At 74.5% G+C, this 17,436-nt stretch carries 19 protein-coding genes; 9 read left to right on the top strand and 10 right to left on the bottom strand.

What is annotated here, in order from left to right:
* Positions 1 to 16: 16 nt before the first annotated feature.
* From ACGF1Z_RS30640 to ACGF1Z_RS30625, 4 genes are read right to left on the bottom strand one after another with little or no spacing between them, the layout of a single operon-like run.
* Positions 17 to 1,150, bottom strand: coding sequence for an aminopeptidase P family protein (locus ACGF1Z_RS30640; protein ID WP_393009282.1), 1,134 nt, complete (start codon positions 1,148 to 1,150; stop codon positions 17 to 19).
* A gap of 57 nt (positions 1,151 to 1,207) precedes the next feature.
* Positions 1,208 to 2,170, bottom strand: coding sequence for a hypothetical protein (locus ACGF1Z_RS30635; protein WP_393009281.1), 963 nt, complete (start codon positions 2,168 to 2,170; stop codon positions 1,208 to 1,210).
* Between the two features lie 52 nt (positions 2,171 to 2,222).
* Entirely contained in the window at positions 2,223 to 3,113 is an 891-nt protein-coding gene (locus tag ACGF1Z_RS30630) for a LysR family transcriptional regulator (protein ID WP_393009280.1), read from the bottom strand.
* 4 nt (positions 3,114 to 3,117) lie between these two features.
* On the bottom strand, positions 3,118 to 3,651 hold the full coding sequence (locus ACGF1Z_RS30625) for a tetratricopeptide repeat protein (protein ID WP_393009279.1): 534 nt from the start codon (positions 3,649 to 3,651) through the stop codon (positions 3,118 to 3,120).
* A 96-nt stretch (positions 3,652 to 3,747) separates the two neighbouring features.
* Between ACGF1Z_RS30625 and ACGF1Z_RS30620 the strand changes: the two genes are divergently transcribed.
* Entirely contained in the window at positions 3,748 to 4,539 is a 792-nt protein-coding gene (locus tag ACGF1Z_RS30620; RefSeq protein ID WP_393009278.1) for a hypothetical protein, read from the top strand.
* Positions 4,540 to 4,589: 50 nt separating this feature from the next.
* Here ACGF1Z_RS30620 and ACGF1Z_RS30615 read toward each other — a convergent pair whose 3' ends face one another.
* On the bottom strand, positions 4,590 to 5,216 hold the full coding sequence (locus ACGF1Z_RS30615; RefSeq protein ID WP_393009277.1) for a nucleoside/nucleotide kinase family protein: 627 nt from the start codon (positions 5,214 to 5,216) through the stop codon (positions 4,590 to 4,592).
* Positions 5,217 to 5,845: 629 nt separating this feature from the next.
* On the opposite strand from ACGF1Z_RS30615, the gene ACGF1Z_RS30610 reads away from it, so the two are divergent.
* Positions 5,846 to 6,418, top strand: a complete 573-nt coding sequence (locus ACGF1Z_RS30610; protein WP_393009276.1) for a GNAT family N-acetyltransferase — start codon at positions 5,846 to 5,848, stop codon at positions 6,416 to 6,418.
* A 301-nt stretch (positions 6,419 to 6,719) separates the two neighbouring features.
* Positions 6,720 to 7,136 (top strand): VOC family protein, encoded by a 417-nt coding sequence (locus ACGF1Z_RS30605; protein ID WP_393009275.1) that lies wholly within the window; start codon positions 6,720 to 6,722, stop codon positions 7,134 to 7,136.
* 154 nt (positions 7,137 to 7,290) lie between these two features.
* Here ACGF1Z_RS30605 and ACGF1Z_RS30600 read toward each other — a convergent pair whose 3' ends face one another.
* The gene (locus tag ACGF1Z_RS30600; protein WP_393009274.1) at positions 7,291 to 7,881 is read right to left on the bottom strand and encodes a TetR/AcrR family transcriptional regulator; all 591 of its coding nucleotides are present in this window, start codon (positions 7,879 to 7,881) and stop codon (positions 7,291 to 7,293) included.
* 99 nt (positions 7,882 to 7,980) lie between these two features.
* On the opposite strand from ACGF1Z_RS30600, the gene ACGF1Z_RS30595 reads away from it, so the two are divergent.
* On the top strand, positions 7,981 to 9,096 hold the full coding sequence (locus tag ACGF1Z_RS30595) for an NAD(P)-dependent alcohol dehydrogenase (protein ID WP_393009273.1): 1,116 nt from the start codon (positions 7,981 to 7,983) through the stop codon (positions 9,094 to 9,096).
* Between the two features lie 50 nt (positions 9,097 to 9,146).
* Here the strand turns inward: ACGF1Z_RS30595 and ACGF1Z_RS30590 are convergent, their stop codons facing one another.
* On the bottom strand, positions 9,147 to 9,896 hold the full coding sequence (locus tag ACGF1Z_RS30590) for an SDR family oxidoreductase (protein WP_393009272.1): 750 nt from the start codon (positions 9,894 to 9,896) through the stop codon (positions 9,147 to 9,149).
* 281 nt (positions 9,897 to 10,177) lie between these two features.
* Positions 10,178 to 10,627 carry an ATP-binding protein gene (locus tag ACGF1Z_RS30585; RefSeq protein WP_393009271.1) on the bottom strand — a complete coding sequence of 150 codons (450 nt, stop codon included), beginning with the start codon at positions 10,625 to 10,627 and terminating at the stop codon, positions 10,178 to 10,180.
* 129 nt (positions 10,628 to 10,756) lie between these two features.
* Here ACGF1Z_RS30585 and ACGF1Z_RS30580 point away from each other — a divergent pair, with 129 nt between their 5' ends.
* The 3 genes from ACGF1Z_RS30580 to ACGF1Z_RS30570 are packed head-to-tail and all read left to right on the top strand — an operon-like array spanning position 10,757 to position 12,596.
* Positions 10,757 to 11,584 carry a Scr1 family TA system antitoxin-like transcriptional regulator gene (locus ACGF1Z_RS30580; protein ID WP_393009270.1) on the top strand — a complete coding sequence of 276 codons (828 nt, stop codon included), beginning with the start codon at positions 10,757 to 10,759 and terminating at the stop codon, positions 11,582 to 11,584.
* Positions 11,581 to 11,826, top strand: coding sequence for a DUF397 domain-containing protein (locus ACGF1Z_RS30575; RefSeq protein WP_393009269.1), 246 nt, complete (start codon positions 11,581 to 11,583; stop codon positions 11,824 to 11,826). The genes ACGF1Z_RS30580 and ACGF1Z_RS30575 overlap by 4 nt, the downstream gene beginning before the upstream one ends.
* Positions 11,826 to 12,596: an SDR family NAD(P)-dependent oxidoreductase gene (locus ACGF1Z_RS30570; RefSeq protein WP_393009268.1), complete on the top strand. Its 771-nt coding sequence runs from the start codon at positions 11,826 to 11,828 to the stop codon at positions 12,594 to 12,596. The genes ACGF1Z_RS30575 and ACGF1Z_RS30570 overlap by 1 nt, the downstream gene beginning before the upstream one ends.
* Before the next feature lie 18 nt (positions 12,597 to 12,614).
* Here ACGF1Z_RS30570 and ACGF1Z_RS30565 read toward each other — a convergent pair whose 3' ends face one another.
* Positions 12,615 to 13,052, bottom strand: coding sequence for a hypothetical protein (locus tag ACGF1Z_RS30565; protein ID WP_393009267.1), 438 nt, complete (start codon positions 13,050 to 13,052; stop codon positions 12,615 to 12,617).
* A 153-nt stretch (positions 13,053 to 13,205) separates the two neighbouring features.
* Here ACGF1Z_RS30565 and ACGF1Z_RS30560 point away from each other — a divergent pair, with 153 nt between their 5' ends.
* Positions 13,206 to 14,450, top strand: coding sequence for a serine hydrolase domain-containing protein (locus ACGF1Z_RS30560; RefSeq protein ID WP_393009266.1), 1,245 nt, complete (start codon positions 13,206 to 13,208; stop codon positions 14,448 to 14,450).
* 111 nt (positions 14,451 to 14,561) lie between these two features.
* On the opposite strand, the gene katG is transcribed toward ACGF1Z_RS30560, so the two are convergent.
* A complete protein-coding gene (gene katG / locus ACGF1Z_RS30555) occupies positions 14,562 to 16,787 on the bottom strand; it encodes a catalase/peroxidase HPI (RefSeq protein WP_393009265.1) in 2,226 nt (741 codons plus the stop codon).
* Positions 16,788 to 16,974: 187 nt separating this feature from the next.
* Here katG and ACGF1Z_RS30550 point away from each other — a divergent pair, with 187 nt between their 5' ends.
* Positions 16,975 to 17,412 (top strand): Fur family transcriptional regulator, encoded by a 438-nt coding sequence (locus ACGF1Z_RS30550; RefSeq protein ID WP_393009264.1) that lies wholly within the window; start codon positions 16,975 to 16,977, stop codon positions 17,410 to 17,412.
* Positions 17,413 to 17,436 lie beyond the last annotated feature (24 nt).

Raw genomic sequence — 17,436 nt, 5'->3', positions numbered from 1 at the left:
GGCCGCCCGGGTACGGCTACTCGACGATCGCCATCTCCCGCGAGGTGTTGTTGAAGCGGCGCCCGGTGCCGTCCTCGGCCAGGGTCACGATGTCCTCGATGCGCACGCCGAAGCGGCCGGGCAGATAGACGCCCGGCTCGATGGAGAAGCACATGCCGGGGACGATCCCGCGCTCCTCGCCCTCGACCATGTACGGGGGCTCGTGGGTGGTGACGCCGATGCCGTGGCCGGTGCGGTGGATGAAGTACTCGCCGTAGCCCGCGTCCGTGATGACCTTGCGGGCCGCGCGGTCCACGTCCTGGCACGCGGCCCCGGACCGTACGGCCTCGAAGCCGGCCTGCTGCGCCGCCCGGACGAGTTCGTGGACACTGCGCTCATCGTCGGTCGGCTCGCCCACGTGCACCGTGCGGGTGGTGTCGGAGCCGTAGCCGTGCTTGAGGCCCCCGAAGTCGAGGACGACCATGTCGCCGTGCCCGATGACCCGGTCGCCGGCCTCGTGGTGCGGGTTGGCGCCGTTGGGGCCGGAGCCGACGACGGTGAAGTCGACCTGGGAGTGGCCGAAGTCCAGGAGCAGCGTGGCCAGGTCGGCGGCCACCTCGGTCTCCTTGCGGCCGGCGAAGCGGACCTTCACGATCTCGCCGTACGCCTGGTCGGCGGCGGCGCCGGCGGCCTCGATCCGGGCGAGCTCGTGCGCGTCCTTGACGGCGCGGAGCATCGGCAGGGCCTCGGTGAGCGAGACGTAGGAGGTGCCGGGCAGGGCCTTCTGGAGCCCGAGCAGGTGCATGGCCCAGGCGTTGTCGCTGACGCCGAAGCGCCCGGCGGCGTCGAGCAGCGGGGCCGTGACCGCGTACGGGTCCGTGCCGTCGGTCCAGTCGCGCAGGCTGAGCGCGGCGGCCCCCGCGGCCTTCTCGGCGTCCGGGGCCTCCAGCGTGGGCACGACGAGGACCGGGTCCCGGCCGGGTGCGAGGACGAGGACGGTGAGCCGCTCGGTGATCGCGGTGGGCTGGTAGCCGGTGAGATGGACCAGGTCGGGTCCGGGGGCGACGAGGACGCCGGCGAGGCCCGCCTCGGCGGCGGATTCGGCGGCACGGTCCATCCGGGCCCGGTAGTCGTCGGCGGTGAAGGGGGCGGGTGCGGTGCTCTCGGGCATGGGGTCTCCTCCTCGACGTACGCCATCCTGCCCGGCGGCCGCCGGGGGCGCGACCCGTCAGTCGCGGCCGTCGGGGTGCCGCACGATGAGGCGTTCCAGGAGGTCCTGGAAGTCGTCGCCGACGACGATCCGCAGCTGCCCGTCCTCCTCTCCGTGCTCGCTGAGCTGGGTGAGCGTGCCGGCCCGCCACCAGAAGACGTACGGGCTGATCGCGCCGGGCGTGTCCTCGTAGCCGGAGGCGGCGAAGGAGGCCATCGCGCCGAGCGCGGGCACGATGGTGGTGTCCCGGATCGGGTGGAAGGCCAGCTGGTGCCGGAAGGGCATGGCGACGAGGGCGCCGTCCTCGGTCAGCGGCCGGCCGGTGACGCGCCGGACGACGGCGTCGAGGTCGAGGACGCGGCTCGCGGTGTAGAAGGAGTCGCCGAGGATGACCTCGAAGCGCATGCCGTCGGAGTCCTTGACGGTCTCGTGGCCCTCGACGGGCAGGTCGCGCAGATTGTGCAGGGCGCGCTCGCGCAGCCTGACCGGGTCGCCGAGCCGTTCCAGGGCCTCGTCGGTGAGCGTCATCACGCTCTCCGGCAGATCGAGGGCGAGGACCTCGTAGAGCCCGGGGGCGACGGTTCGCGCGTAGCCGAAGGCGTCGGGGTCGATGCCCTCGCCGCTGACCACCCGCGGATAGAGCTGGGCGCGGATCTGCTCGGGGGGCAGGGTGTCGAGGGCGGACGGCCCGTCGAGGGCCCGGACCACGAGCCGCACGTGGCGGGAGATCAGCTGGGGCCAGATGCGGGTGCCGCGCGGGTCCTGGTGGCAGACGGCCGCCAGATTGCCGAGGCCGAAGCGGCGCCCGGCGTCGTCGGTCACGGAGTCGGCGTAGACGGTGACTTCGAGGCCCATCTCCGCGAAGGCCGTGCGGACCCGGCCGCGGAAGAGGGCGGCCTCGCGCTCGGAGAAGTACGTGAACTCCGGGTCCCGCGGCGCGTCCTCGACATCCCGCCTGGGCCCTCGCCGGAACCACCCCACGTCGTCCCGCCTTTCGTCGCCGTTCCCGCCGCATACCCCGCCGGGGGCCAGATTAGCGACCGGCCGTGGGGCGGGTGGCGAGACGCCGGGCCAACTCGGCCGCCGGACCCTCCGGTTCGCGGCCGGGGTGGAGCAGCTCGGTGCGGTGCACCAGCCGGGGCGCGGCCAGCGGGACGGGCACCGCACCGGGGACGCCCGCGACGGCGAAGGCCGGCAGCAGCGCGAGGCCGTGCCCCGCGGCGGCCAGGGTGGCGAGGGTGCGGGCGTCGGTGCCCTCGTAGCGCAGGGCGGTACGGAAGCCGTGCCCGGCCGGACCGCCGTGGGCGGCGCGCAACCGGTCGAGGGGGAGCCCGGCGGCGGGGGCGTCGAGCCAGCGGGCGTCCACGAGGTCGGCGAGATCGAGCCCGGTGCGCCCGGCGAGCGGATGACCGGCGGGCAGGACGACGGCGAGCGGTTCCTCGGCGACCCGCCGGGCGGTGAGCGGGGCGACGTCGGGCAGCCGCAGCGGGTCGCTGGGCGCGGTGAGGCCGTCCACGAGCCCGAGGTCGGCCTCGCCGACGGCGACGGTCGCGGGGATCTCGTCGCGGGGCAGGGTGCGCAGCGTGACGCCGGTCGCGGGCAGCGCGGTGAGGACGTCGGGGTGGACGGCCAGCGGCGCGGCGGCGAGGGTGAGCGTCTCCCGGGGCGCGGCGGCGAAGCGGTCGAGGTCGGCGCGGGCCGCGTCGAGACGCAGCAGCAGCGATCCGGCGTGTTCGAGCAGGCGCTCGCCGGCCGCGGTGGGGGCGACGGGCCTGCGGGTGAGCAGGGGCAGGCCGAGGTCGGCCTCCAGGGCGGCGACGTGCTGGGAGACGGCGGACTGGGTGTAGCCGAGGTCCCGGGCCGCTTCCGAGAAGGAGGCGTTCCGCGCGACGGCGACGTACGTGCGGAGCAGGTGCGGGTCCACCGCCTCAGGACCCCTGGGGGGTCTTCAGGACGTCCTGCGCGTAGTGGGCGAGGGAGCGGTTGTAGCGGGGCAGCAGCGGGGCGAGGGCGCCGAGGGCGAGCGCCAGGGCCTCCCGGTCGCGGCCGGTGTCGGCGAGGGCGAGGGCGAGGAAGGCGTCGACGGCCGGGGCGAGGGCGGTCTCGTCGGCGTCGAGCCGCTCGGCGGGGATCGCCCGCTCCTCGGTGAGGAGTTCGACGCTCCGGTCCGGGCGGCCCAGGTTGCGCAGGCTGCTGGCGAGCTGGATGACGGCGCGGCGTCGGCGCAGTCCGGTGAGGCCGCCGTCGAGCGCCCGCCGGTAGAGGCGCACGGCCTGCTCGGGCTCGCCGGTGGAGTCGTGCGCGGCGCCCTGCTCGAAGAGGCCGGCGGGGTCGTCGGCGGGCCGCTCGGCGGCGAGTTCGGCGATGCGGGCGCGGAACGCGGCGGGGTCCTCGTGGGTGTCGAGTCCGTCCCAAGCGGCGGCGATCCGCCGTTCCCAGCCGGGGGTGTCACTGGTGGTCATGACGGCAGCCTATCGAGAGCGGGATAAGCGTTCGTGATGGCGAGTGCAGGAATCATCGTTGGACGTGAACGGGCGGGCCCGCGAAGGATGGAGGCCATGAACACGCACCCCGATCCTTCTGCGCCGGCGCCCGGTACGACGGCCCGCGCGGTCTCCCGCGTCCCCCGGATCGCCCTGGTCGGCGACCGCTCCCCGCACGTCAGGTCCCACGTCCGGATCCCCATGCTGCTGGACGCGCTGGCCGAGCGCGACGGGCTCGTCCTCGACGCCTACTGGATCCCCAGCGGCGATGCGGAGGCGCCCGGCGCGGTCGAGGGCTTCGACGCCGTGTGGCTCATCCCGGGCAGTCCGTACGCGAGCGAGGCGGGCGCGCTGGCCGCGGTCCGCACGGCCCGCGAGCGGCGGATCCCCTTCCTCGGGACGTGCGCGGGCTTCCAGCACGCGATGATCGAGTACGCGCGGGACGTCTGCGGCCTGACCCGCGCCGCGCACGCCGAGAACGACCCCGCCGCCGACCCCGGCGACCTCCTGATCGCCCCGCTCGCCTGCTCGCTCGTCGGTCACGAGGGGGCGGTGCGCGTGACGCCCGGCTCGCTCGCGGAGGCGGTCCTCGGCGCCGAGCGGACGACCGAGCGCTACCACTGCGACTACGGCCCGGACAGCCGTCATCTGAGCACGCTGCGGGCGCACGGGATGCGGTTCAGCGGCGAGGACGAGGACGGCGGGATCCGCATTCTGGAGCTGCCCGGCCACCCCTTCTTCCTGGCCACCCTCTTCCAGCCGGAGCTGGCGGGCGACGGCCGCCGCCCGCACCCGGTCGTCCTGGCCCTGGCGCGGGCGGCGGCCGCGAAGGCGGCTCTCGCGCCGGCGGCGGCCGGTCCGGCGTGACCGCCGCGGCCGGCGGGCGGAGGTCCACGTCGGCGGCGGCCCCGGCGGCTTCAGCTCATCCGGACGACGAGGTGCGCGCGATCGCGACTCCGGGCCACCAGGCGGGCGTTGGCCTCGTCGGACTCGGCGACCCAGCGTGCGGCGCGCGCCGGGTCCTTGCCGAAGCGCACGTGGCGGGCGACGAGCCTCGGGACGCGGCGCCGGTCGTCGAGGTCCAGGTACCAGGCCTCGTCGAGCAAGGGGAGCACGTGCGCCCAGGGCCCTCCCTCGTGCAGCAGGTAGTTCCCCTCGGTGATGACGAGCGGAACGTCGGGCGGCACGGGTATCGACCCGGCGACGGGCTCCTCCAGGGCGCGGTCGAAGGCGGGGGCGTAGACCGTGACGCCGGGCTCGGCGGCGCGGAGCCGGACGAGGAGGGCGGTGTAGCCCGCCGCGTCGAAGGTGTCGGGGGCGCCCTTGCGCCCGGCGCGGCCGAGCCGTTCCAGCTCGGCCTGGGCCAGGTGGAAGCCGTCCATGGGGACGAGGGCGGCGAGCCCGTCGAGGCGGGCGGCGAGCCGGGCGGCGAGCGTGGACTTCCCGGCCCCGGGCGGCCCGGCGATCCCGAGCACCCGCCGCTCCCCGCCCGCGACGAGCGCCCGCGCCCGCTCGACGAGGAGCCCCAGTTCCCGCGTGTCCATGGGGGGCATTCTCCCACCCGTACACGTGAACGACAGGGGGCGTCAGCCAAGTCGACCGGTTGGGGACGGGCGCAAACGCCGGGGCGGGGGCATGCGGGACCGGCGCGTGCTGCCGGGCCGGATGGGACGGGGTAAGGCGCGTACGCCGGGGTGGGGGGCATGCGGGACCGGCGCGTGCGCCCGGGCGGGCCGGGACGGGGCTCGGGCGCGTACGCCGGGTCCGGCCGGGACGGGGCGGGGGCGCCTGCGCCCGGGCCGGCTGAGGCGGGGGCAGGTCGCGTACGCCGTGTCGGGCCGGGACGGGGTTCGGGCGCTGGCGCCGGGTCCGGCCGAGAGCGGGCGGGGGCGCCTGCGCCCGGGCCGGCCGGGACGGGGCAGGACGCAAACGCCGGGACGGGACACGGGCGCTGGCGCGGGGTCGGGCCGAGACCGGGCGGGGGCGCCTGCGCCCGGGCCGGATGGCACGGGGCAGGACGCAAACGCCGGGGCGGGGCACGGGCGGTGGCGGCGGGTCCGGCCGGGGAGGCCGGGGGGTACGCCGAGTCGGCTGCCGCGGGGACCGGCGTGTCCGCCGGGGTCGGCCGGCGGAACAGGGGCCGTGCGTGGGCCGGCCGTGACATCGTGGGGTCATGAGCATCGACGTCCGCCCGGCCTCCGTCTTCGAGGACGTCCGCGCCGTGATCGGTCCGAAGTCGCCGACGGCCAACGTCTGTTTCTGCCTGAGCTACCGGATCGGTTCCAAGCTCAACACCTCGCTCGTCGGCCCGGCCCGCGGCGCGTACGTCGCCGAGCTGTGCCGCGCCGACCCCCCGCCGGGGGTGCTCGCCTACGACGGCGACGAGCCGGTCGGCTGGGCCGCCGTGGCGCCGCGCGCGGAGACGTCGTTCGCCCGCAGCCGCAAGATCCCCCACGTCGACGACCTGCCGGTCTGGTCCCTGTGGTGCGTCCGGGTCCGCCCCGGCCACCGCGGACAGGGCGTCTCGCACGCCCTGATCGCGGGCGCCGTCGCCTTCGCCCGTGAGCACGGCGCCCCGGTCGTCGAGGCCTATCCCCTGGACAACGGGGACGCCAGGGTCGACCTGACGATGGCGTACCCCGGCCTCCGCAAGAACTTCGCACGCGCGGGCTTCGTGCACACCGCGGACACGGCGTCGGTGCTGGCGGGGCATCCACGGATCCTGATGCGGCTGGATCTGCGCTGAGCGGGGCGCGTCGGCGCACCCGCCCGGCGCGTACGCACCAGCCGGACACACCGCATGCCCGGGGCGAGCGGCTCCCCCGGCCCGGGCCGGGCGACACCGACGGGCGACCGCGCACGGGCAGGCACACCCGGCAGGCACAACGGCAGGTACACCTGGCAGCCGCACCGGTCGCGCTCACGCCACGCCGCACGCCCGCGCCGCACGCCACGCCGCACGCCCGCGCCGGGCGCCGTGCCACCGCCGGGCACCCGCGCCGCGCGTCCGTTGGCACGGCACCCGTCATACGTATTACCTTGGCCTCATGTCCGGCACCCCGCAGCTCCCCACGCTCGCCCTGGTCACCCTCGTCGTCGACGACTACGACGAGGCCGTCGACTTCTACACCCGCGCCCTCGGCTTCGACCTCGCCGAGGACACCGACCGCGGGGACGGAAGCCGCTGGGTGGTGGTGCGCCCGCGCGGCGGGCAGGGCACGGGACTGCTGCTGGCCAAGGCGAAGGGCGAGGCACAGGCCGCGGCGGTCGGCGCCCAGACCGGCGGCCGGGTCGGCTTCTTCCTGTACACCGACGACTTCGCCCGCGATCACGCGCACATGACGGCCGAGGGCGTCCGCTTCCTGGAGGAGCCGCGCCACGAGCCGTACGGCTCGGTCGCGGTCTTCGAGGACCTCTACGGCAACCGCTGGGACCTCCTCCAGCCCGCCACCGCCACCGTCTGACCCCGCCCCCGGCGGTCGCCCCGTGACGCCGGGCGGCACGACCGAGGGCGACGACGCGCCGGCGAGGGGCCGGCCCGGGCAGGGCCGGCCCCTCGCCGGCGCCTGGGGGCCGACACGCGCTCCGCCGGGGCTCGCGGCGGCGCCGCGTCCCGGCTCAGGCCTCCGAGAGGATCATCTCCGCCAGCTCCCGCGCCGCGCCGGCCGGGTCCGCGCCGGGGCGGGTGGCCCCGACCGCGAGGACGCCGTCGACGACGAGGAGGAGCTGGGTGGCGGCGCGGGCCGGGCGGGGGTGGCCGAGGCGGGTCAGCTCGCCCTCGAAGAGGCCGCTCACGTGCGCGCGGTACGCGCGGGTGACCGCGCGTCCGGGGTGCTCCGGGTCGGGCAGGGCCAGGTCCGCCGCGAGGTAGCGGCAGCCGCGGAAGTCCGGCGCCGCGACGATGCGCCCCAGCTCGTCGAACACGGCCAGCAGCCGCGCCCGCGGGTCGTCGCCCGCCGCGTCCAGGGTCCGCGCGTACGCGGCCTCGTCCTCGTCGGCACTGCGCCGCAGCACCTCCGCGATCAGGCCGTCCTTGCCCCCGAAGTGCTCGTACAGGGAGCGGCGCGCGACGTTCGCCTCCTTCAGGAGCGCGTCGACCCCCACACCGACGCCCTGCTGATACGTCAACCGCTGCGCCGCGTCCAGGAGTCGGTCACGCGGGCCTGGTCCGGTACGGGTTCCGGTGCGGGGTCCGGTGCGGGTGTTCATGGCGCCAGTGTGCCCACCGTTGACGGGTAGATCAACCGGTCTATATATTCGCGGCATCGCACGAGTAGACCGACCGTTCTATCTCTCTGGAGCCGGATCATGACGTCGTTCAGCACCGCTCCCACCGACGCGCACCTCTCCGCCGCCACCGCCCCCCGCACCGCCTCCTCGAACGGAGCCCGGAAAGTGCGCAGTTACCACGTCGACAGCGGCGCCGGCCTCGACGGTCTCGTGCTCCGCGAGCACCCCGCCGTCCCCTCCCCCGGCCCCGGGCAGGCTCTCGTCGCCGTGCGCGCGGCCTCGCTGAGCCGTCGCGACCTGCTGGTCCTCCGCGGCACCTACGTCCTGCCCGTGAAGCCCGACGTCGTCCCGCTCGCGGACGGCGCCGGCCAGGTCGTCGCGGTGGGGCCCGGCGTCGAGTCCGTACGGGTCGGGGACCGCGTGGCGGCCTGCGTCTTCCCGAGCTGGCGGGACGGCCCCTTCGGCGTCCGGCACCTGGCCCAGCTCGGCGGCTCGCTGGACGGCCTGCTCACCGAGTTCGCCGTGCTCGACGCGGAGGCGCTGGTGCCGGTCCCCGAGCACCTGTCGTACGAGGAGGCCGCGACGCTCCCCGTCGCCGCCGTCACCGCCTGGAACGCCCTGACCGGCGACGGGGCCGGCGGACTGCGTCCCGGGCAGACGCTCGTCACCCTCGGCTCGGGGGGCGTGTCCCTCTTCGCCCTCCTGCTCGGCAAGGCCCTCGGCGCCCGCGTGATCGCCACCACCAGCGGTCCGGCCAAGGCCGCGCGCCTCCACGAGCTCGGGGCGGACGAGGTGATCGACTACCGGGCCACGCCCGACTGGCACGAGGCCGTGAGGGGATTGACGGGCGGCGAGGGTGCCGACCGCGTGGTCGACGTCGCCGGCTCGCTCGACGCGTCCCTCCGGGCGGTACGGATGGGGGGCCACGTCGCCTGCGTCGGCTTCGTCGGCGACTCCGCACCACCCCTCGACCCCCGGGTGCTGTTCGGCTCCGGCGCCACCGTGCGCGCGCTCGCCGTCGGCAGCCGCGCCCAGTTCCTGGAGATGAACGAGGTCGTCGGGCGGGAGCGGATCCGCCCGGTCCTGGACCGCACCTTCCGGTTCGACCGGGCTCCGGAGGCCTTCCGGCACTACGCCTCCGGAGCCTCCTTCGGAAAGGTCGTGATCAGCATGGCGGGCGCCGGCGACGCGTGAGCCCGCGCGCAGGCGCCCCGCGGTCCCGCCCCGGTGGCCGCCCCCGCGGGTCAGACCCGCGCGCCCGGCCGGCTCGACAGGTACTGCTCGAAGGTGATGCCGCCCTCCGTGCGCTCGGGCACGAGATGCCCGCCCTCGCGGAAGGCCCGGTACGCCTTGCCCGCGAGGGGCACGTTCAGGAGGCCGCGGCGGCGGCCGCTCGCGCGGAGATAGGCGCGGGCCAGGTCGGGGAGGGCGCGGACCTCCGGGCCGCCCATGTCGGGGACACGCCCCGCCGGGTCCCCGAGGGCCAGCGCGGACAGCCGGTCGGCGACCTCGCCCACGTCGACCGGCTGGTCGGAGACGCCGGCCGGGAGCAGCATGACGGGCAGCTTGGCCGCGTACTCGAAGACCTGCAGGACGAGGTCGTGGAACTGCGTCGCGCGCAGGACCGTCCAGCCGAGTCCCGACTCCTCGACGATCCGCTCGACGGCCAGCTTGGTGGTGTAGTAGCCGAACGGCACGCGGTCGACGCCGCAGATCGAGATGTACACCAGGTGTCCCACGCCCGCCCGGCGGGCCGCCTCGACCAGATGGCGCGCCGCCTGCTCGTCGCCGCCGCGCGGGGTGCTGGCGCAGTGCACGACGGTGTCCACGCCGTCCAGGGCCGCGTCGAGCCCCGGGCCGCCCTCGCGCAGGTCGACGGCGTACGGCTGGGCGTGCCGGCTCAGCACCCGCACCTCGTGCCCGGCCGCGCGCAGCCGCTCCGTGACGAGCCGGCCGAGGGTGCCGGTGCCGCCGGTCACCAGGATCGTGGTCATCTCGGTCGTGTCCCTTCGGTACGCGGGGCCCCCGGTGGGGCACCCGTCACCGGATAAGACCGGTGGGCGCCCGGGAATGTGACATCGGGGCGCGCTGCCGCCCCGCGAGGACCAGCTTGTCGGCGTTCGCGCCGATCCGCACCCCGGCTCTGCCGCCGTGTCCGCCCGCCCGGGGCGGCAGCAGCGCGGGGCGGGTGGCCGCCGGCGCCCGTCTGCCGCGGTCGCGTGGCGCCGCCGGGCCGGGGCGGGGGGCTCCCGCGGTCTCGCCGGTGCCGCCGGCGTCAGGCGCCGAGGGACGAGAGGTCGAGTTCGGCCCGGACCGTCTTGCCGACGGGAAGGCGGTCCAGGATCTCCCAGCGGGTCGCGAGCGCCTCGACGAGGAGGAGGCCCCGGCCGCGGTCGGAGAGCGGGGCCGCCGGCCGTACGGGGCCGGGACGGCGTTCCGTACGGGTGTCGGAGACGTCGATGCGCAGTCCCTCGCCCTGCCGGTACGACAGCGCCAGCTCGAAGTCCCGGCCGGGCACGCGGCCGTGGGTGACCGCGTTCGCCGCGAGCTCGGCGACGATCTGCGCGGCGGTGTCGGAGACGGCGCTGCCGTGCGGGACGCCCCACCGGTCCAGCTGGTGGAGTGCGAGCCGGCGGGCGAGCCGGGCGCCGCGCGGCGTCGAGCTGAAGCGCTGGGTGAACACACGTACGGTGACCGGATCTCGGTGGGTCTGCTGCGTCGTCATGGGGCCAAGGTGACGGCACCGGGAGCGGGTTCCCAGGTCAGAAACTCGTACGCTGTGTCAGCGTACGAGTGCGGAGGGTGGACAGTACTGCTCACGGCCCGTGACGATGCGGGGTGGGAGGTGCGCGTGATGACGACGGACGGAATCGCGGAACCGGAGACCTCGGACAGCCTGAAGGCGTTCGGCGAGGTGGTCAAGGCGTTCCGCAGACGGGCGGGACTCACCCAGGAGGAGTTCGCCGCGCAGGTGCGGTATTCGAGGGAGACGATCGCCTCGGTCGAGCAGGGGCGGCGCTTCCCGTCGCCCACGTTCGTCGACCGGGCGGAGCATCTGCTGGACGCGTTCGGGGTGGTGCGGGCGGCGGCGAAACACCTGTCGCGGCAGCCGGGGCTGGCCAGTTGGTTCCAGCGGTGGGCCAGGCTGGAGGCGACGGCGCTGTGTCTGTACACGTACGAGAACCGGCTGGTTCCGGGGCTGTTACAGATCGAGCCGTACGCGAAGACCCTGTTCGAGCAGCAGTTGCCGCCGCTCGGGGACGGGGAGGTCGAGGAGAAGCTCGCCGCCCGGATGGAACGGCGCGAACTGCTCCTGGAACGCCCCAACACCGCCTACAGCTTCATCATCGAGGAGCACGTGCTCCGGAGGCGGACGGGCGGGACCGAGGTGCACCGCGCACAGATCGAGCACATCCTGCGGATGTCCGAGCGGCGGAACATCGAGATCCAGGTGATGGAGCAGGGGCGGGGGCATCACGCGGGACTCGGCGGGCCCCTGCGACTGGTGGAGACGCCGGAGAACCGCTGGTACGGATACTGCGAGGGGCAGGAGAGCGGGCTGTTGATGAGCGAGGCCAAAGTCGTCGGCATCCTCCAGATGCGGTATGCCAGGATGCGCTCACAGGCTCTTACCCTGGAAGACTCCCAGAGCCTGTTGCGGCAGATGCGAGGAGCGACATGAGCACCCCAGACCTGGCCTGGTTCAAGAGCAGCTACAGCAGCAGCGGCAGCGGCGACTGTGTCGAAGTGGCGCTCTCCTGGCACAAGTCCACCTACAGCAGCGGCTCCGGCGACGACTGCGTCGAGGTCGCCTCCTGCCCCACCACCGTCCACGTCCGCGACTCCAAGCGCCCCGAGGACGCCCAGCTGGCGCTCGCGCCCGCCGCCTGGGGCGCCTTCGTCGCGCACTGCGAGCAGCTGTAATGGCTTACCTGGACGACCTGTTCTCCCTCTCCGGACGTACCGCCCTGGTCACGGGCGGCAGTTCGGGGATCGGCAAGGCCATCGCCCGCGCCCTGGCGCGGGCCGGGGCGAAGGTCGTGATCGTCGCCCGACGCGAGGCCGAGCTGAAGGCGGCCGTCGACGAGCTGACCGGGTTCGGCGCGACCGCGGCCTGGGTCAGCGGCGACCTCGGCACCCGCGAGGGCGTCCGGGCGGTCGCCGAGGAGGTCGCGGCCCTCCACGGCGAGCCGGACATCCTCGTCAACTCGGCCGGGATCAACGTGCGTCCGCCGATGTCCGACCTCTCGGACGAGGTCTGGGACCGGACGATGGCCGTGAACCTGGAGGCGCCGTTCCTGCTCGGGCAGCGCTTCGGGCCCGGCATGGCCGAGCGCGGCTTCGGACGGATCATCCACGTGACCTCGCAGCAGGCGCACCGGGCGTTCGTGCAGTCCGGGGCGTACGGCGTGTCGAAGGGCGCGCTGGAGTCGCTCGCGCGGTCGCAGGCCGAGGCCTGGTCGCCGTACGGCGTCACCGCCAACACCCTGGTGCCGGGCTTCGTGATGACCCCGCTCAACGAGCGCCTGTCGTCCGACGCCGCGAAGGTCGCCGAGCTCGCCGCGCGCACGATGGCCGGGCGCAACGGGCTCGCCGAGGACCTCGAGGGGGCCGCCGTGTTCCTGGCGAGCCGGGCCTCCGCCTACGTCACCGGACAGGCGCTCTTCGTGGACGGCGGCCTGTCCGTCCACTGACGGCGCGGGGAGCGGGCGCTACGCCGCCGGCTCCCCCGGCACGCCCGAGAACCACTGCTCCCCACCGCCGGCGGCGTCACGGGCGGGGTCGGCGGGTATGTCGGCGGGCGCCTCCTGCGGCGGGGGCACCGGGGCGGACAGCCGCGCCTTGAGGGCGGCGTTCTCGGACTCCAGGGCGACGATCCGCTTGCGCGCGAAATAGAGCTCGACGACCGCCTCCTGGAACTCCGCGACCAACTCGTCCGGGGTGAGCTGCACCATCTGTTCTTCTCTCTCTTCCTGTGCCGGGGCCATGCGGGTACGGGTGCCGGCCGAGCCGCGCCACCACAGCTCGCCGTTCCGGGCGTAGAGGGTGCCGCCGCCGGCCGCCGAGACGGTGCCGGCGGGCGCGGTCGCGGTGTTGCCGACCTCGACGCTCCCGTCGACGAGGAGGCCCGGCCTCGCCGTGCGCTGCACGACGTGGACCTGGGCGCGCGGGGTGGCGCCGCGGTCGACCCCTCCCCTTGATCCCTCTCTGCCGCGTCATTCTGACAGGACGTCCGGGTGACGTTCATGCGCGTCGGACGCCACGGGGCGGGCGTACGGAGGCGGCCCCCCGATACTCCGGCCATGAGCCCAGCCCGTCTGCCGTCGCGGCCGCGCCTCGCCGCCGCGACCGCGTTCACCGCCCTCGCCGTCCTCCTCGCCCTCGGCTCGCCCGTCCCGGCCGCGGGCGCCGCCGGGGACGGCGGAGGGCACCACCGCGGGAACTGCGTCGGTTCCCCCCGGCCCGCGCGCGGCCCGGCGCGGGAGGTCCTGCGGGTCGCCGAGCGGGCCAGGGCGGAGATGGACCTGAAGTCGGTGACCGTGCGGGTCACCGTCGGCGGACGCGAGCTCGTCACCTCCGCGCTCGGGGAGTCGATGACGGGCGTCCCGGCCGAGCCCGCCATGCACTTCCGCAACGGCAACATCGCCATCAGCTACCTGGGCACGGCGCTGCTGCGCCTGGTCGACCAGGGCAGGGTCCGGCTCGACGACCCCGTGGCGCGCTGGCTGCCCGGCCTGCCGGACGGCGAAAGGATCACCCTGCGCATGCTGGGGGCGTCCACCACCGGTCTCGTCGACTACGTCCCGCTGCCCGAGTTCCAGCGGGCCGTCACCGCCGACCCGTTCCGGCAGTGGACGCCGAAGGAGCTGGTGGATCTCGCGGCCTCCAAGCCCCGGTGGTACGAGCCGGGGACGAACTGGAGCTACTCGCACGCCAACTTCCTCCTCCTCGGTGCCGCCCTGGAGGCGATCACCCACACCCGGCTCGACGTCCTGCTGCAGCGCGAGATCACGGGCCCGCTCGGCCTGCGCGAGACCCGCAACAGCTTCACGCCCGACATCCCGCGCCCGGTGCTGCATGCGTTCACCGCCGACCGCGGGCCGTACGAGGAGTCGACCTTCTGGAACCCCTCCTGGACCACCGCTCCCGGCGCCGTGCAGACCACCGACATCTGTGACCTGGAGCGTTCGGCGGTCGCCGTCGGCTCGGGCGAGCTGCTCTCCCCGGAGTCCTACCGGGAGCTGCTGAACCCCGGCACGGTCGGCCTCGGCCACGCCACCGAGCGGTGCCCCGCGCAGGTCTGCCGGGAGCAGACCGAGGCCACCCACGACGGCCTGGGCGTGCTGGTCCTGGGCGACTGGGTCTCCCAGCACCCGCTGTTCTTCGGCTACTCCGCCTCGATGGCCTACCTGCCCTCCGAGCGGCTGGCCGTCGCGGTGTCGACCACCCAGGGCCCCGGCACGCCGCCCGGCCACACCGCCCACACCATCCTGCAGCGCATCGCCGCCGCCCTGACGCCGGACCACCCCGTGCCCGACTTCGGCTGACGGGCACGGCCGCGCCCCCACCGCCGGTGCGGCGGGGCACGGGAGACGGGAACGGGCCCCGGGCGGAGGAACCGCCCGGGGCCCGTACACGCGCCGTCAGGCGCGAGCCGTTCAGCGCAGGTCGAACCGGTCCAGGTCCATGACCTTGGCCCAGGCCGCGACGAAGTCCTGCACGAACTTCTCCTTGGCGTCGTCGGAGGCGTACACCTCGGCGACGGCGCGCAGCTCGGCGTTGGCGCCGAAGACCAGGTCGGCACGGGTGCCGGTCCACCTGACCTTGCCGGAGGCGTCGTGGGCCTCGAACGTGGTCTGGTCGTCGGAGGTGGACTTCCAGACGGTGTCCAGGTCGAGCAGGTTGACGAAGAAGTCGTTCGTCAGCTTGCCCGGGGTCTCGGTGAGGACACCGAGGGAGGACTGCGGCTGGGTGACGCCCAGGGCGCGCAGACCGCCGACGAGGACCGTCATCTCCGGGGCGGACAGGGTGAGCAGGTTCGCCTTGTCGACGAGCAGGTACTCGGCGGGGAGGCGGTGGCCCTTGCCCAGGTAGTTGCGGAAGCCGTCCGCGGTCGGCTCCAGGGCGGCGAAGGAGTCGACGTCCGTCTGCTCCTGGGAGGCGTCGACGCGGCCCGGGGAGAACGGGACCTGGACGTCGAAGCCGGCGTCCTTGGCGGCCTTCTCGACGGCCGCCGTGCCCGCGAGGACGACGAGGTCGGCGATCGAGACCTGCTTGCCGCCGGCCGCGTTGAAGGACTGCTGGACACCCTCCAGGACGCGCAGCACCTGGGCCAGCTCGTCCGGGTTGTTGACCTCCCAGCCGCGCTGCGGCTCCAGGCGGATGCGGCCGCCGTTGGCGCCACCGCGCTTGTCGCTGCCCCGGAAGGAGGAGGCGGCGGCCCAGGCGGCGGAGACCAGCTGGGTCACCGAGAGGTCGGAACCGAGGATCTGCTCCTTGAGGGAGGCGGCGTCCGCGGCGTCGATCGTCTCGCCCTGGCGCGCCGGCAGCGGGTCCTGCCAGAGCAGCTCCTCGCTCGGGACCTCGGGGCCGAGGTAGCGCACGACGGGGCCCATGTCGCGGTGGGTGAGCTTGTACCAGGCGCGGGCGAAGGCGTCCGCGAACTGGTCCGGGTTCTCGTAGAAGCGGCGCGAGATCGGCCCGTAGACCGGGTCGAGCTTGAGCGACAGGTCGGTGGTGAGCATCGTCGGCAGGTGCTTCTTGGACGCGTCGTAGGCGTCGGGGATGACCGGCTCGGCGTTCTTCGCGACCCACTGGTGGGCCCCGGCCGGGCTCTTGGTGAGCTCGTACTCGTACTCGAAGAGGTTCTTGAAGAAGCCGTTGCCCCACCGGGTCGGCGTCTCGGTCCAGGTGACCTCCAGGCCGGACGTGATGGCGTCCTTGCCGACGCCCGTGCCGTAGGAGCTCTTCCAGCCGAGGCCGAGCTGCTCGATCGGCGCGGCCTCCGGGTCCTCACCCACGTGGTCGGCGGGGCCGGCGCCGTGGGTCTTGCCGAAGGTGTGGCCGCCGGCGATGAGGGCGACGGTCTCCTCGTCGTTCATCGCCATGCGCGCGAAGGTCTCGCGGATGTCGCGGGCCGCGGCGATCGGGTCCGGGTTACCGTTGGGGCCCTCGGGGTTGACGTAGATGAGGCCCATCTGGACGGCGGCGAGCGGGTTCTCCAGCTCGCGGTCGCCGGAGTAGCGCTCGTCGGCCAGCCACTCCGTCTCGGGGCCCCAGTAGACGTCCTCGTCCGGCTCCCACTCGTCGACGCGGCCGCCGCCGAAGCCGAAGGTCTCGAAGCCCATCGTCTCCAGGGCCACGTTGCCGGTGAGGACCATCAGGTCGGCCCAGGAGATGGCCTTGCCGTACTTCTTCTTGACCGGCCACAGCAGGCGGCGGGCCTTGTCCAGGCTCGCGTTGTCCGGCCAGCTGTTCAGCGGGGCGAAGCGCTGCTGACCGCCGCCGGCGCCGCCGCGGCCGTCGCTGATGCGGTAGGTGCCGGCGCTGTGCCAGGCCATGCGGATCATCAGCGGGCCGTAGTTGCCGAAGTCGGCGGGCCACCAGTCCTGCGAGGTGGTGAGCACCTCGGCGATGTCCCGCTTGACGGCGGCGAGGTCGAGGGCCTTGAAGGCCTCCGCGTAGTCGAACTCCTCACCGAGGGGGTTCGCCACGGCGGGGTTCTTGGCGAGGATCTTCAGATTGAGCCGCTCCGGCCACCACTGGCGGTTGCCCCCGCCCTGCGTGGGGTGCGCGGCACGGCCGTGCGCGACCGGGCAGCCGCCGGTGCCTTCCGCCGCCGCCTCGTTCTCGGTGACAAGGGGATCGTGCTTCTGCTCAGACATCGGTCTTTCCTTCCGAACCATTCGGATCGCGGAGCTCGGGAACTACTGAGGCGTCGGGGTGACGACACCGGTGTGACCGGCGTACACCCTCTTGGCTACTACTGGAGTCGATCCTATGGTGGACCCAGTCCAAGTCAATACGACAGCCGGACTCATACGGATTACTCGCACAGCAAGGCTGGTGACCATGAGCAATCTGCTGGAACGGCTTCGCCGACGTGGCTGGCGGATGACCGCCCAGCGCCGCGTGGTCGCCGAGGTCCTCGACGGCGAGCACATCCACCTGACCGCGGACGAGGTGCTCTCCCGCGCCACGGCGAGACTGCCGGAGATCTCGCGCGCCACGGTGTACAACACGCTGGGCGAGCTCGTCTCGCTCGGCGAGGTGCTGGAGGTGTCGAGCGTCGGCCGCGCCAAGCGCTACGACCCCAACGCCCACCGGGCGCACCAGCACCTGGTCTGCGCGGGCTGCGGCACCGTCCGCGACGTCCACCCGGAGGGCGATCCGCTGGACGGACTTCCGGAGGCGGAACGCTACGGCTTCACGGTGACGGCGGTGGAGGTCACCTACCGCGGGGTCTGCCCGGCGTGCGGGTCCGCCGAGGAGGTGGCCGGGAACGGCTGAGCCGGCCGGCGCTCGGGGCGCCGG

The organism is Streptomyces sp. NPDC048018, from assembly GCF_043202995.1.
Classification (GTDB): Bacteria; Actinomycetota; Actinomycetes; order Streptomycetales; family Streptomycetaceae; genus Streptomyces.
The sequence above is the reverse complement of the archived record's forward strand: the minus strand, read 5'-3'. Positions and strand labels throughout refer to the sequence as shown.